The organism is Micromonospora sp. WMMC250, assembly GCF_027460215.1.
GTDB lineage: Bacteria > Actinomycetota > Actinomycetes > Mycobacteriales > Micromonosporaceae > Micromonospora > Micromonospora taraxaci.
This window is the reverse complement of the sequence record NZ_JAPZBJ010000002.1, coordinates 1,989,821-2,005,295: the sequence shown is the minus strand read 5'-3', so window position 1 is coordinate 2,005,295 and position 15,475 is coordinate 1,989,821. Positions and strand designations below refer to the sequence as shown.

The 15,475-nt window shown below is 72.6% G+C and carries 13 protein-coding genes; 11 read left to right on the top strand and 2 right to left on the bottom strand.

Translation table 11 applies throughout. The features are described 5' to 3' along the window. Window positions 1–34 precede the first annotated feature (34 nt). From O3438_RS08600 to O3438_RS08550, 11 genes are all read left to right on the top strand, one after another. Complete coding sequence (locus O3438_RS08600; protein ID WP_269679449.1) at window positions 35–1,702, top strand: ABC-F family ATP-binding cassette domain-containing protein; 1,668 nt, start codon at window positions 35–37, stop codon at window positions 1,700–1,702. A gap of 225 nt (window positions 1,703–1,927) precedes the next feature. Continuing rightward, the gene (locus O3438_RS08595; protein ID WP_269679448.1) at window positions 1,928–3,028 is read left to right on the top strand and encodes a LacI family DNA-binding transcriptional regulator; all 1,101 of its coding nucleotides are present in this window, start codon (window positions 1,928–1,930) and stop codon (window positions 3,026–3,028) included. Next, window positions 3,025–3,960, top strand: a complete 936-nt coding sequence (locus tag O3438_RS08590) for a carbohydrate ABC transporter permease (RefSeq protein ID WP_269679447.1) — start codon at window positions 3,025–3,027, stop codon at window positions 3,958–3,960. The genes O3438_RS08595 and O3438_RS08590 overlap by 4 nt, the downstream gene beginning before the upstream one ends. A 1-nt stretch (window position 3,961) precedes the next feature. After that, a complete protein-coding gene (locus tag O3438_RS08585; RefSeq protein ID WP_088989072.1) occupies window positions 3,962–4,801 on the top strand; it encodes a carbohydrate ABC transporter permease in 840 nt (279 codons plus the stop codon). 36 nt (window positions 4,802–4,837) lie between these two features. Beyond that, entirely contained in the window at window positions 4,838–6,127 is a 1,290-nt protein-coding gene (locus tag O3438_RS08580; protein ID WP_269679446.1) for an ABC transporter substrate-binding protein, read from the top strand. Between the two features lie 4 nt (window positions 6,128–6,131). Next, window positions 6,132–7,280 carry an ADP-ribosylglycohydrolase family protein gene (locus O3438_RS08575; RefSeq protein ID WP_269679445.1) on the top strand — a complete coding sequence of 383 codons (1,149 nt, stop codon included), beginning with the start codon at window positions 6,132–6,134 and terminating at the stop codon, window positions 7,278–7,280. Next, on the top strand, window positions 7,277–8,641 hold the full coding sequence (locus tag O3438_RS08570) for an ADP-ribosylglycohydrolase family protein (protein WP_269679444.1): 1,365 nt from the start codon (window positions 7,277–7,279) through the stop codon (window positions 8,639–8,641). Before O3438_RS08575 ends, O3438_RS08570 begins: the two co-directional genes overlap by 4 nt. Next, window positions 8,638–9,576 (top strand): ribokinase, encoded by a 939-nt coding sequence (locus O3438_RS08565; protein ID WP_269679443.1) that lies wholly within the window; start codon window positions 8,638–8,640, stop codon window positions 9,574–9,576. Before O3438_RS08570 ends, O3438_RS08565 begins: the two co-directional genes overlap by 4 nt. Then, on the top strand, window positions 9,573–11,531 hold the full coding sequence (locus O3438_RS08560; RefSeq protein WP_269679442.1) for an SUMF1/EgtB/PvdO family nonheme iron enzyme: 1,959 nt from the start codon (window positions 9,573–9,575) through the stop codon (window positions 11,529–11,531). The genes O3438_RS08565 and O3438_RS08560 overlap by 4 nt, the downstream gene beginning before the upstream one ends. Then, complete coding sequence (locus O3438_RS08555) at window positions 11,528–12,715, top strand: CaiB/BaiF CoA transferase family protein (protein WP_269679441.1); 1,188 nt, start codon at window positions 11,528–11,530, stop codon at window positions 12,713–12,715. The genes O3438_RS08560 and O3438_RS08555 overlap by 4 nt, the downstream gene beginning before the upstream one ends. Further along, window positions 12,715–13,536, top strand: coding sequence for an HpcH/HpaI aldolase/citrate lyase family protein (locus O3438_RS08550; RefSeq protein ID WP_269679440.1), 822 nt, complete (start codon window positions 12,715–12,717; stop codon window positions 13,534–13,536). The genes O3438_RS08555 and O3438_RS08550 overlap by 1 nt, the downstream gene beginning before the upstream one ends. 17 nt (window positions 13,537–13,553) lie before the next feature. On the opposite strand, the gene O3438_RS08545 is transcribed toward O3438_RS08550, so the two are convergent. Beyond that, window positions 13,554–14,210: a DUF305 domain-containing protein gene (locus O3438_RS08545; protein ID WP_269679439.1), complete on the bottom strand. Its 657-nt coding sequence runs from the start codon at window positions 14,208–14,210 to the stop codon at window positions 13,554–13,556. A 69-nt stretch (window positions 14,211–14,279) separates the two neighbouring features. Next, the gene (locus tag O3438_RS08540) at window positions 14,280–15,224 is read right to left on the bottom strand and encodes a DUF1996 domain-containing protein (RefSeq protein ID WP_269679438.1); all 945 of its coding nucleotides are present in this window, start codon (window positions 15,222–15,224) and stop codon (window positions 14,280–14,282) included. Between the last annotated feature and the right edge of the window lie 251 nt (window positions 15,225–15,475).

Here is a 15,475-nt window from a genome sequence, read left to right as displayed (position 1 = left end):
GTGTGCGCCCGGATCTCCCTTCCCCGAGGTCCCCATGTCTGTTCGACCAGCCCTCGTCGCCCATGAGCTGGTGCGCGTCCGCGGTACCCGTCGAGTGCTCGACGGTGTCTCCCTGACCGCCGCGCCCGGCCACCGGATCGGCCTGATCGGTGAGAACGGCACCGGCAAGACGACCCTGCTGCGGGTCCTCGCCGGCGTCGACGAACCCGACGCCGGCACCGTCACCCGCCCGCCGGACGTCGGTTTCCTGCACCAGGAGATGCCCTTCACCCCGTCCGCGACCATCGCCACGGTCCTCGACGACGCGCTGCGCGAAGCCCGAGCGGACCTCGCCGAGCTGGACCGGATCGGCACCGCACTCGCCACCGCGCCGGAGGACGCCGAGGAGCACGACCGGCTGCTGGCCGCGTACGGCGAGGTTCTGGAACGGGCGCAGGACCGCGACGCGTGGGACGCCGACCGGCGTGCCCGGACCGTGCTCGACGGCCTCGGCCTCGGCGCGATACCCCACGACCGCACGCTCGCCGCGCTCTCCGGTGGGCAACGTGGTCGCCTCGCCCTCGCGGCGATGCTGATCCGCCGACCGGGCGCGCTCCTGCTCGACGAGCCCACCAACCACCTCGACGACGCGGCGGCCGCGTTCTGCGAGGACCAGCTCCGGGCCATGCCCGGGGTGGTCGTCCTGGCCAGTCACGACCGCGCGTTCCTGGACGCGGTCTGCACCGACGTCGTCGACCTGGACCCGGCGGTCGACGGGCCGGTCCGGCACGGCGGCGGATACACCGCCTACCTGACCGCCAAGCGGGCCGAGGCGCAACGCTGGCGTCGACGCTACGACGAGGAGCAGGCGCAGCTCGCCGAACTGCGCGAGGCCGCCGCCGTGACCGGGCAGCGCGTCGCCCACGGGCGGGCTCCCCGCGACACCGAGAAGATGGGGTACGGGCACACCGCCGGCCGGGTGCAGAACCAGATCTCCCGCCGGGTGCGGGACGCCTCCCGTCGCCTGGAGGTATTGGAACGGCAGCAGGTCGCCGCGCCACCGGAGCCGTTGCGCTTCCGCCCTCCTGCGACTCCGTCTGCGCCCGCCGGTGGTGTCGGCGACGAACCGGTCGTCACGGTTCGGATGGTGGAGGTCCCCGGTCGGCTGCGGCTGGACCACCTCGTCGTGACGGCCGACGACCGACTGGTGGTCAGCGGTCCGAACGGTGCGGGAAAGTCGACTCTGCTCGCCGTCCTCGCCGGCCGGCTGTACGGCAGCGGAACCGTTCACCGACGGCCGGGCCTGCGCGTCGGGCTGCTCACCCAGGACACCGTCTTCGACCAGCCACATCGGACGGCCCGGAGCATCTACGCCGCTGTCGTCGGAGCGGAACGGGCCGAGGTGGTGCCGCTGTCGTCACTCGGGCTGCTCGCGTCGGCGGATCTCGATCGACCCGTCGCCGACCTGTCGGTGGGACAGCGTCGCCGGCTCGCCCTCGCCGTGCTCGTGGCCGATCCGCCGGATCTGCTTCTGCTGGACGAGCCGACCAACCACCTCTCGCCGGCGCTCTGTGACGAGTTGGAGGAGGCCCTGCACACCGGCCCGGGCGCTGTCGTCGTGGCGAGCCACGACCGGCGACTCCGCGCCCGCTGGCCCGGCCGAGAACTGCCCCTGACCCCCAACCCGCCCCCACCCAGCTCGTCCTCCCTCCCGCCTCGGTGATCAAGAGGTTTGCGTCACCCGGCCCGGCGTGTCGTGACGCAAACCTCTTGATCACCGGAGCTGGGCGGGGGTGGGGGGCGTGAGGTGGGGGTGGGAGCTGGGGTGGGGTGGGTTTGCTGGTCGGGGGGGGTTGGAAACGTTTTCGTAACGGGGGGTTGACCTCTCCGCCATTCGCGGAGCAGACTCCCCGGAAACGTTTACAGCTATCGGGTGGAGGTGCCGGACGTGGGTCGTAAACGTTTACAGGAACCGGCTGACGGCCGGCCCACGGTGCACACCGTTGCCGCCCGCGCCGGCGTGTCCATCGCGTCCGCCTCGCGGGTGCTCAACGGCGTCGGCGGTAGCCCCGAGACGATCCGCAAGGTCCGCGAGGCGGCCGCGGAGGTGGGCTACGTGCCCAACGCGATCGCCCGTTCGTTGCAGTCCCAGCGCACCGGCCTGGTCGCGCTCGCGGTCGAGGACATCGGCAACCCGGTGTACGTGGAGATGATGCGCGCCATCGAGGCGGTGGTCGCGTCCTCCGGGCGGCAGTTGCTGGTGCACGCCACCGGCGGGCGGATCGACAACGAGACCGCCCTGCTGCGGCGGCTGGCCAACCGCTACGTGGACGGGATGATCGTCTCGCCGATCCGGGTCACCGACGACCACCTGACCGCGCTGGTGGACAGCCCGGTGCCGGTGGTGGTCGTCGGACAGCTCGGCGCGGACGCCCCCGTGGACAACGTACGTACCGACTCACGGCAGGGTGTGGCGCTGGCCGTGGACCATCTCGTCGCCACCGGCCGGCGTCGGATCGGCTTCGTCAACGGTCCGCTCGACACCGTCCCGGGCGCCGCGCGCGACGCCGGGTTCCGGGCCGCGGTGGCCCGACACGGCATCGCGCTCGACGAGGAACTGGTCGAGGTCGGCGACTTCCAGTACGTGGCCGGCCGGTCCGCCACCGAGCGGCTTCTCGCCCGCACCGACCCGGACGCGCTGGTGTGTGCCAACGACCTGATTGCGGTCGGTGCACTGCACGCCCTGCTGGCCGCCGGTCGTCGGGTACCGCAGGACGTCGCAGTGGTCGGCATGGACGACACCGAACTGGCCCGGATGATGTTCCCCCAGCTTTCCAGCGTCTCGCTCGGCTCGGCCGAACGAGGTCGCCGTGCCGCCGAACTCCTCCTGCAACGCGTCGCCGACGCGACCCTGCCGCCGCGCCGCGAGCAGGTGCCGCCGAGCCTCACCGTCCGCGCGTCCAGCGCGGCGACGCTGCCGGCACCCCGGTCCGCCGCAGCGGGCTCCCCACCGACCACCCACCCGTCCAGCGAAGGGGTGACCGCATGACCACCCTGACCGAACGGCCGGACGTCGAGCGGACCGGACCGGCCCGCCGGCCGAACCGGTTCCGGTCCGACCGCACCACCATCTACCTCCTTCTCCTACCGTCGCTGCTGCCGATTTTGGTGCTCTCGGTGTTTCCGCTGCTGCGGGGCATCTACCTCGGCTTCACCGACGCCCGGGCCGGGCGCAACGTCGAGGTCAGCTTCACCGGCCTCGCCAACTACCGCGAACTCCTGGGCGACGAACTGTTCTGGAACTCGTTCAAGATCGGCCTGCTCTGGGCGGTCGGGGTGACGGTCCTGCAGTTCCTGCTCGCCCTCGGGCTGGCCCTGCTGCTCAACCAGCAGTTGCGGTTCCGCGGCGTGGCCCGGGTGCTGGCCGTGGTGCCGTGGGCGATGCCTCCGGTCGTGGTCGGCATCCTCTGGAAGCTCGTCTACCACCCCGACGCCGGGCTGATCAACGAGTTCTTCCACCGCGTCGGCGCGGACGGGCTGCGTACCAACTGGCTCGGCGACTTCAGCACCGCCCTCCCTGCGGTGATCATCGTCGGGGTCTGGGCGGGCATGCCGCAGACCACTGTCGTCCTGCTCGCCGGCCTACAGGGCGTGGGTCGTGAGCTGCACGAGGCGGCGGCGGTGGACGGCGCCAGCACCTGGCACCGGTTCCGGCACGTCACGCTGCCCACCCTGGCGCCGGTGATCGTGGCCATCACCTCGCTGGACTTCATCTGGAACTTCAACTCGTTCGGTCTTGTCTACGTGCTGACCGCCGGCGGACCGGGCGGCAAGACGATGCTGCCGATGCTCTTCGCCTACGAGGAGGCGTTCCGCTACGGCAACTACGGCTACGCCGCCGCGCTCGGCAACGTGATGGTCGTGCTCATCATCGCGCTGCTCGCCGTCTATCTCCGTCGTCGGCTCAGGGAGGCGAACTGACATGTTCGGAAAACCGAGCCGCACCAGCCGGACGTTGCAGTACCTGGCCCTCGCCGGCTACCTGATCTTCCTCGGGTTCCCGCTGGTCTGGTTGCTCTCCACGGCGTTCAAGCCGCCACGTGAGCTGGTCCGGCTGCACCCGACGTTGATCCCGGACAACCCGACACTGCAGAACTTCGTCCAGGCCTTCACCGAGCAGGAGCTGGGCCGGGCGGCGCTCAACAGCCTCCAGGTCTCGCTCGCTTCGGCGGTGCTGACCGTGCTGGTCGCCATGCCGGCGTCGTACGCGCTGGCCCGGTTCCGCTCCAAGCTCGGCACCGCCGCGCTGGGCTGGGTGCTGCTGTCCCAGCTCTTCCCGTTCGTGCTGCTGATCATCCCGATCTTCCTGGTGCTGCGGCAGGTCGGCCTGGCCAACACGCACGCCGGCCTGGTGCTGATCTACGTGGTGTGGGCGCTGCCGTTCGCGCTGTGGATGTTGCAGGGCTTCGTCCGCAACATTCCGCGCGAGTTGGAGGAGGCCGCCTCGGTCGACGGGGCGAGCCGGGTGCAGGTCCTGCGGCGGGTGGTCTTCCCGCTGCTCGCCCCGGGCCTGGTCGCGACCGCGCTGTTCTCCTTCATCTCGGCCTGGAACGAGTTCTTCTTCGCGCTGGTGCTGATCAAGACCCCGGAGTTGGCCACCCTGCCGGTGGCGTTGGCCCGGTTCGTCGGCATCGAGGGCACCGCCCGACTGGGGCCACTGGCCGCCGGTTCACTGCTCGCCACACTGCCCAGCCTCATCTTCTTCGCGTTCATGCAGCGTCGGCTCTCGTCCGGGTCGCTCGCGGGCGCGGTCAAGGGCTGAGGCGTCCCCCCAACCACCACCAAGGAGGTAACCCCCATGCTCCGTACCCGATTCCGTCGGCTCGCCGCGGCCGCCGCGGTCGCGGTCGTCGGCCTCGGCGCGCTCACCGCGTGCGGTGACGGCGGCGACGAGGCCGCGTCCGGCCCGGTTAAGCTGCGCTTCCTCAGCCTCGCCTGGCAGAAGGAGTCGCTCCAGGTCAACAAGGACCTCGTCGCGAAGTGGAACGCCGAACACCCGGACATCCAGGTCGAGTACGTCCAGGGTGACTGGAACTCCGTGCACGACCAGCTTCTCACGTCGTTCGAGGGGGGCGACGCGCCGGACATCGTGCACTACGAGGCGTCCTCGATCGGTGAGTTCAGCAAGCAGGGCTACCTGGCCGACCTGTCCGACCTGCTCTCCGACGACCTGAAGGGGCAGATCGACAAGGGCATCTGGGACACCGCCACCGTCGACGGCAAGATCACCGGCGTGCCGTTCCTGCTGGAGTCGCAGGTCGTCATCGCCAACAAGAAGCTGCTCGACGCCGCTGGTGTCACGGTGCCGCCGGCCGACAGCGGATGGACCTGGGACGAGTTCCAGACCAACGCGCAGAAGCTCACCAAGCCGGGCCAGTACGGCGCGGCCTGGGCGCTGAAGTCGCCGACCAACCGGGTGCTCAACCTGGCGCTCAACTACGACGGGAAATTCTTCTACGGCGACGGCCGGCGTGCCGAGGTCAAGGTCGGTGACGGCGAGAAGGAGGTCCCGAAGCGGATCCACGACATGCTCTACACCGCCAAGTCGGCCTCCCCGGAGGCGCTCGGCATGAGCGGCGCGGACACGCTGCCCGGTTTCTTCGGCGGCAAGTACGCGATGCTGCCCGGCTCGGTGTCGCTGCGTCAGCAGATGGTCGAGCAGGCGCCGGCCGGCTTCGAGTGGGTCACGCTGCCGCCGCTCAAGGGACTCTCCGCCAAGCAGGCCGCCAACCCGCAGACGCTGTCCGTCTCGGCGGACAGCAAGCACAAGAAGCAGGCCGCGCAGTTCCTCGAGTACTTCCTGAACCCGACCAACATGGCCGCGCTGGCCAAGGGTGACTGGCTGGTGCCGACCGGCAAGCAGGCCAACGAGGAACTGGTCAAGCTGACCGCCGGCAAGCAGGGCTGGGACGTCGCGGCGGCCAGCGCCAAGGACCTGACCGTCGCCCCGTTCCAGCAGGCCGACGGCTACCCGGAGTGGAAGACCAAGTACGCCACCCCGGCCCTCCAGCAGTACTTCGCCAACAAGATCACCATCGATCAGCTCGGTACGCAGTTGGTCGACGGTGGCAAGCAGGTTTCGAGGTAACGACATGTCACTCTTGCTCGACACATCGGTCGGTTGCCTGGTCGGCGCCGCGGTCGGAGACGCCCTGGGTGGGGCCACCGAGACGGCGCTGCCGGAGCAGATCCGTGCGCGTTTCGGCGGCTGGGTCGAGGGCATCGTGCCCCCGTACCACGCCGACTGGGCCACCGCACGACCGCTCGCGCCGTACCACAAGGGCGACGGGCACCTCACCGACGACACGTTGATGACCCACGCACTGGTCCGCGCGTACGCGGCCAAACGGGACCACCTCGACGCGTACGACGTGGTGGAGCTGTTGGTTCCCGACCTGATCGAGCGGGTGGTGTACATCCCCGACCTGGAGCGCGACGGGGTGACCTTCCACCGGCTCGCCGCTGCCGAGCGGTGGCTGGTCACCCGTCTGCACCACGCCCATGCCGATCCGCGTGAGGCCGGGGTCGGCAACATCGTGAACTGTGGCGCGGCCATGTACATGGCGCCGGTCGGCATCGTCAACGCGGGCGACCCCGCCGGGGCGTACGCCGAGGCGGTGGAGATCGCCGGTGCGCACCAGCACAGCTACGGGCGGGAGGCCGCCGCGGTCTTCGCGGCTTCGGTCGCGGCGGCGGCGACCCCCGGCGCGGGCGTCGAGGACGTCGTCGCCGCGGCCCTGGACCTGGCCCGCGACGGCACCCGCGCGGCCATCGACGCGGTGGTCAAGGAGGCCCGCGGTCACAGCGACTGGAAGCAGGCCATTCCGGCGCTGCGCGCGGCGGTCGCCCCCTACGACACGGTGGGGGAGGAGTACCGCAGTCCCGGGTTGGGCGCGCGGCGGCCCAGCCGTCTGCACGCCATCGAGGAGCTGCCGGTGGCCCTCGGCATGCTCGTGGTGGCCGGCGGTGACTTCCGGGCGGCGGTGCTCGGGTCGGTCAACTACGGCCGGGACGCCGACTCGACAGCCACCATGGCCGCCGCCATCGCCGGTGCGCTGGGCGGCGCGGACGCGGTGCCGGCAGAGTGGTCAGAGGTGGTCGCCACGGCGTCGAAGACCGACCTGGTGGAGCCCGCCCGGGTCCTCGCGGCGGTGGCCGGCGAGGTGTTCGAGCGCGACCAGGCCCGGTTCGCCCGGCGGGCCGACCGCTTCGCCGCGCTGGCACGGGAGTCGACCCGGTGAGGATCACCTGGGTGCAGCCGGAGGACCTGCTGCCGCACGAACTGGCGGCCAGCCGGGACGAGGGACGCGACGTTGCCGCGCTCGCCGCGCGCTGGACGGCGGCCGGCGGGGACCTCACCCCGCCGGTCAGCGGGGCGTCGCCGACCCCGGTGGCACCGGACCTGCGGGCGCTCGCTGTGGAGCTGCTGGACGCCGCCGACGCGCTGCCCACCGTCGACGCCGCCGACGAGCCGGACGACCTGGCCACGCTGCGAGCCGGTTGGCCGGCCGGCTGGTCGCTGCCGACCGCCGTGGACTACGACCGGTTGCACGGCGCGTGGCTGGGCCGCGCGGCCGGCTGCCTGCTCGGCAAACCGGTGGAGAAGATCCCCCGCCACGGGATCCGGGAGATCCTGGTCGCGACCGACAGGTGGCCGCTGCACGACTGGTTCACCGCGAAGGGACTCCCGGCCGACGTCGCCGCCCGCTGGCCGTGGAACCGGCGCAGCGCGCCGACCAGCCTCGCCGAGAACATCGACGGGATGCCCGAGGACGACGACCTGAACTACCCGCTGCTGGCCCTGCGGGTGCTGGAGACGCGGGGGCGGAGTTTCACCAGCGCCGACGTGGCGCAGGCGTGGCTGGACTGGCTCCCCGGCGGACGGGTCTTCACCGCCGAGCGGGTCGCGTACCGCAACCTGCTCCTCGGGTACGCGCCGCCGCGCAGCGCCCGCCGGCACAACCCGTTCCGGGAGTGGATCGGCGCGCAGATCCGCACCGACGTGTACGGCTGGGTCAACCCCGGCCGGCCGGACCGCGCCGCCGAGCTGGCGTTGCGCGACGCTGCCGTCAGTCACGTCCGGGGCGGGGTGCACGGTGCGATCTGGGCCGCGGCCCTGGCCGCGGCAGCTCCGGTCGCGGACACGGTGGACGAGGTGCTGGACGCCGCCGAGGCGATCCTGCCGCCGCGCAGCCGGTTCGCGACCACGGTTCGCGAGGCCCGAGCCCTCGGCGCGGGAACCGACGACTGGGAGGCCGTTGTCGACGAGCTGTACGCCCGGCACGGCCACCTGCACTGGGTGCACGTGCGCAACAACGCCGCGCTGGTGGCCGCCGCCCTGGCGTACGGCCGGGGGGATCTGGAGCGGTCCATCACCGCGGTGGTCAGCGGCGGCTGGGACACCGACTCGACCGGCGCGACTGTCGGTGCGGTGACCGGTGCCCTCACCGGCGCGTCCGCACTGCCGGCCCGCTGGGTGGCGCCGTTGCGCAACCGGCTGGCCAGCAGCATCGGCGGCTTCGACGGGATCGGCTTCGACGAGCTGGCCCGGCGGACCCTCGCCCTGGCGGAACAGGGCGGAACGGAAGGGAGCGCGGCATGAGCGCACGCGTGGCGGTGGTGGGCAGCAGCAACCTGGACCTGGTGGTCACGACGTCGCGGCTGCCCCGCCCCGGCGAGACGGTGCTCGGCGAGAACTTCCGGACCGTGCCCGGCGGCAAGGGCGCCAACCAGGCGGTCGCCGCCGCACGGGCCGGTGCGGCCTGCGACTTCGTGGGCGCGGTCGGCGACGACGGGTTCGGTACGCAGCTGCGGACGAGCCTCGTCGGGGCGGGCGTGGACGTGCGGGGTCTGCGGACCGTCGCCGGCCCCTCCGGCGTGGCGTTGATCGGCGTCGACCGGGAGGCGGAGAACTTCATAGTGGTCGCCCCCGGGGCCAACGGCACGTTGACCGCACTGGACGCCGACGACCGGGCCACGATCGCGGCGGCGGACGTGCTGCTGCTCCAACTGGAGGTGCCGCTGACCGCGGTGACCCAGGCGGCCGACTGGGCCAGGGCCGACGGCACCACAGTGGTGCTGAACGCCGCCCCCGCCGCGACGCTGCCCACCGAACTGCTCGACCTGGTCGACGTGCTGGTGGTCAACGAACACGAGGCCGCCGTCGTGGCCGGGATCTCCTCCGACGACCCGCCGGTGCTGCTCGACGCGCTGCTGAAGCTGGTGCCCCGGGTGGTGCTCACCCTCGGCGCGCGCGGCGCCGCGTACGCCGACCGGCGCGGACTGCGTATCGCAGTCCCGGCGCCGCAGATCGAAGCGGTCGACACCACCGCCTCGGGTGATGCGTTCACCGGCGCGCTCGCCGTGGGCTGGGCCGAGCGCGGCGGCGCCGTCAGCGAGGACACCGTCACGGCGAGCCTGCGCTGGGCCTGTGCCGCCGGCGCGGCCTGCGCCCAGCGGCCCGGTGCGTCCACCGCCCTGCCCGACCGGCCGGCCATCGACGCCCTCTACGACGCGACCTACCGAGGTGCCCAGTGAGCTTCAACCCGTACGTCCCGCGCCCGATCGACCGGCCCACCGACGTGCCACTGGGCGGGCACGCCGACCTGAGCACCCTGGACGAGGCGAAGATCTTCGCCGCGCCGGGCGACCCGGCGGACTGGCCGGCCTGGCGGGAGCAGATCACCCGGTGGCGGGCCGACGCCCGGGACCGGATCGGCTACGTCGGCGAGCACTACGACGAGATCACCGGCGACTGCTTCAGCGTCTGCCTGGCCTGGCTCTGGGACGAGGCGCTCTACGACCACGAACGCGGCGTCTTCACCGTCGACGGGTTCCTCGACGCGGCCGGCCGGGACTTCGGTGGCTTCGACGGGGTGGTGCTGTGGCACGCGTACCCGGTGATCGGCCTGGACGACCGCAACCAGTTCGACTGGTACCGGGACGTGCCGGAGCTGGCCGACGTGGTGCGCGCGTTCCAGGAACGCGGGGTGCGGGTCTTCGTCGACTACAACCCGTGGGACACCGGCACCCGGCGCGAGGCGGGCACCGACGCCGAGGAGGTCGCCGAGCTGGCCGGCAAGCTCGGCGTCGACGGGGTCTTCCTGGACACCCTCAAGGAGGGCGCCGGGGAACTGCGCGCCGCGCTGGACGCGGTCCGCCCCGGCATGATCCTGGAGGGCGAGAGCCGGGTTCCGTTGGCCCGTATCGCCGACCACGCGATGTCCTGGGCGCAGTGGTTCGCCGACTCCGAGGTGCCCGGTGTGCTGCGGGCCAAGTGGTTCGAGCGGCGGCACGTGCTGCACCACACCCGGCGCTGGCACCGCGACCACCTCGACGAGCTGCACTCCGCCTGGCTCAACGGCGTCGGCGTCCTGGTCTGGGAGAGCGTCTTCGGCGTCTGGGTCGGCTGGAACGAGCGCGACCGGGCGGTGCTGCGGGCGATGCGCCGGGTGCAGAGCAGCCACGCCGCGTGGTTGCGCGCCGAGGACTGGGTGCCGCTCGCCGACCACCCCGGCCACGGCCAGGTGTACGCGTCCCGCTGGACGCACGACGACCAACCCCTGTGGACGGTGGTGAACCGGGGCGCCGACCACGACGGCCCGTGGCTGGTCGTCGACCCGGGCGCGGGGCGACGGTTCGTCGACCTGGTCACCGGTGTCGAGCTGACCGTCACCGAGACCTCCGACGGTCGGCTCGCGGTGGGCGGTCCACTCCCGGCCGGCGCGATCGCCGCCGTCGCGCCCGGCGTCGCCGCCGCGCACCAGCACGAGCCACCGACCGGCGACCCGGCCTTCCCGGCCCGCGAGGCGGTACGCGTCCGCACCCCGTGGGCACCCCGCTTGGAGGTGCCGTCGGGCATGGTCGCCGTCGCGGGCGGCCGACGGGACCTCGTCGTCCGGCACCGGGTGCGGGAGACCGGGCTGTACGGCGAGGCGCCCTACGTCGACGAGTGGAAACCGTTGCCGCCCCGACTGCACCACCCCGGCACGGTGCGGCGCAGCGTCCGACTCGACCGGTTCGCCATCGCCGTGCGCGAGGTCACCCACTCCGAGTACGCCGAGTTCCTGCGCGCCAGCGGCTACCGTCCGGTGCGCCCCGAACGGTTCACGGCGGGCAGCGGACCGGCCGACGAGCCGGTGACAGGTGTGGAGTTGTCCGACGCGCGCGCGTACGCGGAGTGGGCCGGGCTACGGCTGCCCACCGAGGACGAGTGGCAGGTCGCCGCCGAGGCGGGGCTGCTCGTACGACGGGAGCCGTTGGTGTGGAACCTGACCGACAGCGAGCACTCCGACGGCCGTACCCGGTTCGCCATCCTCAAGGGTGGTGCCGCCTACCGGGCGGAGGGCTCCGACTGGTACCTCGACGGCGGCCCGCAACCGGCGGACGTCTCGGTGAAGTTGCTGCTCACCGGCGCCGGTCTCACCCGCTCCGACCAGGTCGGTTTCCGCTGCGCGGCCGACCTTCCCGAGACGACGGAGGTGACCCGGTGACCGCACCGCTGGACGGCGTCACTGTCGTCGACCTGGCCACCCTGTTCGCCGGCCCACTCGCGGCGGCGTTCCTCGGTGACTTCGGCGCCGACGTGATCAAGGTGGAGCATCCGGTCAAGCCGGACCCGTCGCGGGGACACGGCCCGGCCCGCGACGGCGTGGGGCTCTGGTGGAAGGTCCTCGGCCGCAACAAGCGCACGGTGACCCTGAACCTGTCCGACCCGGAGGGCGCGGAGTTGCTGCTCCGGCTGCTCGCCGACGCCGACGTGCTGGTGGAGAACTTCCGCCCCGGCACCCTGGAGCGGTGGGGGCTGGGCCCGGCCGAGTTGCACGCCGTCAACCCCCGGTTGGTGATCACCCGGATCAGTGGCTTCGGGCAGGCCGGCCCGTACGCCCGCCGGCCCGGGTTCGGCACGCTCGCCGAGGCGATGAGCGGCTTCGCGGCGGCCACCGGGGAACCGGAGGGCCCACCCACCCTGCCGCCGTTCGGGCTGGCCGACTCGGTCACCGCGCTCGCCGCCGCGTACGCGGTGATGCTGGCCCTGCGGGCCCGGGACGTCACCGGCACCGGGCAGGTCGTGGACCTCGCCATCATCGAGCCGATCATGGCGATGCTCGGGCCGCAGATCACCTGGTACGACCAGATCGGCTACGTCCAGCCCCGGCTGGGCAACCGGTCCAACAACAACGCCCCGCGCAACACCTACCGGTGCGCGGACGGGCGCTGGGTGGCGGTCTCCACCAGCGCGCAGAGCATCGCCGAACGGGTGCTGCGGCTGGTGGGCCGACCCGAGCTGGTCGACGAGCCGTGGTTCGCCACCGGCAGCGGCCGGGCCGCGCACGCCGACGAGTTGGACGCCGCGGTGGGCGCCTGGGTCGCACAACGGGACCGCGACGAGGTGGTGGCCGCGTTCGAGGAGGCGCAGGCGGCGGTCGCGCCCGTCTACGACGTACGGGACATCCTCGCCGACCCGCAGTACGCGGCACTCGGCACCGTCCGCACCGTGCCGGACGAGGAGTTGGGCGAGGTACGAATGCAGAACGTGCCGTTCCGGCTCACCGAGACACCGGGCGAGATCCGGCACGCCGGACGGCGGCACGGCCAGGACACCGACACGGTGTTCGGGGCGCTCGGCCTGACCGACGAGGAATTGGCGGCGCTGCGCGAACGGGGCGTGCTCTGATGCTGCTGAGCTGGCTCTACGTCCCCGGTGACCGCCCGGACCGGTTCGCCAAGGCGGTCGCCTCCGGCGCGGACGCGGTCATCCTCGACCTGGAGGACGCCGTGGTCGCCGGACGCAAGGCGTACGCCCGCGACGCCGTCGCCGAGTTCCTCGCCGACCAGCACCCCGTGCCGGTGCAGGTCCGGGTCAACGAGCTGACCGGCCCGGACGTCGACGCCGACCTGACGGCGGTGACGGGTCGGCCCGGGTTGACCGGGCTACGGCTGCCGAAGGTCGAGTCGGCCGCGACGGTGACAGCCCTCGGGGAACGCGTCGACGTACCCCTGCACCCGCTGATCGAGTCGGCGCTCGGGCTGGAGTCCGCGTACCCCATCGCCGCAGCCCACCCCGCAGTGGCCTCGATCGGCCTCGGTGAGGCCGACCTGCGCTCCGACCTCGGGGTGAGTGACGACGACGGCCTGCTCTGGGCGCGCGGCCGGGTGGTGGTCGCGGCCCGTGCGGCCGGCCTGACCCCACCGGCGATGGCGGTGTACGCCGACGTGGTGGACCTCGACGGTCTGGCCGCGTCGTGCGCGGTCGGGCGGCGGCTCGGGTTCCTCGGCCGTACGGCGATCCACCCGCGCCAGCTTCCAGTGATCGTCGAGGCGTTCCGTCCGGCCGAGCGGGAGGTGGCCCGCGCCGCCGAACTGCTGGCCGCGGTGGCGGACGCGGAACTGCGGGACTCGGGGACCGTGGTCCTGCCCGACGGCCGGTTCGCGGACCGGGCGATGGTGGCCGCCGCCCAGCGTGTCGTCGACCTGGCCGCGCGCTACACCACCTGAGGGGCACCGGCCGGAGGTCACCGAGCGGGCGCGTTGGCCGGTGGTGCGGCCGACGGCGGCTGGTCGAGCCGGTCGAGCCGCGCGAGGTGGGCGTTGCCGTCCCGGACCACCGCCCCGGCCATCGCCGTGGTCGCCGGCTGCGCCCCGGCGTGCTGTTCGGCGCCGGCGATCCGGACCGCCTGCGCCAGGTGCGCGCGGAGGTGCCCGGCGAGCAGCCGGTGGAACGGCGACCCGGTGGCCGCCCGCAGCGCGGTCACCTGCTCGGCGGTGACCATGCCCGGCATGTCGTGACCCTCGTGCGGGTTGGTGGCCGGCGCGCCGGCAACTGCCAACAGCCGGCGGGCCCGGTCCAGGTCGGCGCGCTCGGTGGCCTCGACCTGGGCGACCAGACGTCGCCAGGCCGGGTCCGTGGTCCGCGCCGGCACGAGTTCGAGTACGGGCAGCAGGCGTTCGGCCATCGCCACCGTCAACTGGAGCCAGGCGATGTCGGTGGGGCTGAACGACCCCGGCGTACCCGTCGGTGCCGGCGCGACCGTCGGCGGCCGGGTCGGTGCCAGGTCGACCGCCGGTGGCTCGGTCGCCGCGGTGCTGGTCGGGTTGCGGGGCTGCCCGGTACCGCAGCCGGCGACGAGCAGGACGGCGACGAGCACTGTGGATGCTGCTGATCGGCGCATCCGGCCTCCTTCCCGCCAGGGCGGCGGGCCCGTGTGACCGGGCCCGCCGCCGTGGTGTGCACCTGTCGCTCAGATCGGTCGGCCGTCGTGACCGCACTTGATGACGGGGCGGATGCAGTCCTGGACCCGGCGGGCCATTTCCGCGACCGGCCAGGCGTTGAAGAAGTCGCCGTGCATCGTGTAGCCGGGCCCGGACGCCAGCCGGAACCGCGACGGGTCACCGGTGACGGGGTACCGCAACACCTGCCGCAACTTCGGCACATGCACCGGGTGGGTGCTCGGGCAGGCCTGGTTCACCGGGTACGCGAGGTGGCTCTTGTGGTCCGCCGAGTCCAGGTCCCGGCCGTTCCAACACTGCGGGAAGTCCAGGTACGACTCCAGCATCGTGCCGGACGGGCAGTTCACGAAGTCCTTCGACGGCGGCACGTGCCCGGCGTGCAGGCACGACCAACGGGCGATGCTGTCGTTCGGCCCGGTGGCCTTCGCGTTGCCGGCGACCAGCCGCAGGCCGAGGGGGAACGGCTGGGTGTTCGCGACGACGTCGGAGCGTACGCCCTCGCCCAGGTAGTAGAACGTGGCGATCGCCGGCTCCACCGGCACGTTGTCCCGGTACAGCGTCGGCACCCAGTAGGACGAGACGTCCACCCGCGGGTTGCAGGTGGTGGAGGAGTTGACCAGGTCGGGGAGCGTGGTGCGGGCGTTCGTCACCGTGCTGCCGAAGAAGCTGTGCATGTGCGAGGCTCCGGGCAGCCCGGGGAAGATGATCGGGTCGTCCGGCAGCCGGTGGCTGTAGGTGCAGTCGGCGGGGAACTCGGCGACCCGGATGACGTTGGTGCCGAAGTCGCCATCGGCCCGGTCGGGTGCGGCGTCGGCCCGGTCGGCTCTGGTCGACGCGGCGTCGGCCCGGTCGGTGGCGGACACCAGGTACGTGCCGAGTAGCACCAGCAGGGCGCCGATGGCCGTGACGATGCGCAGGCGGCGGTGGGTGCCGGATAGGGGTGCGGCCCTGTCCATCTCGTGACTCCTGTCGGGGGACGGGTCAGGGACGGCTCCGACGCCGCCGCCGAAGACGTCGGGGATGGCCCTGGCCAGTTGTGGTGGCGGCCGGTTACGGCCGACGCGAGAGAGCGCTCTCAGCACCCACAAGCCTCACCGCAATGTCGAAACTTGTCAATACGTTGCGCAGTTGGTGGAAAACGACGACGAAGGGCCGGGCCCCGTGGTGGGGTCCGGCCCTTCGGTGTTCGTGTGCTGTGTTGCTGTGT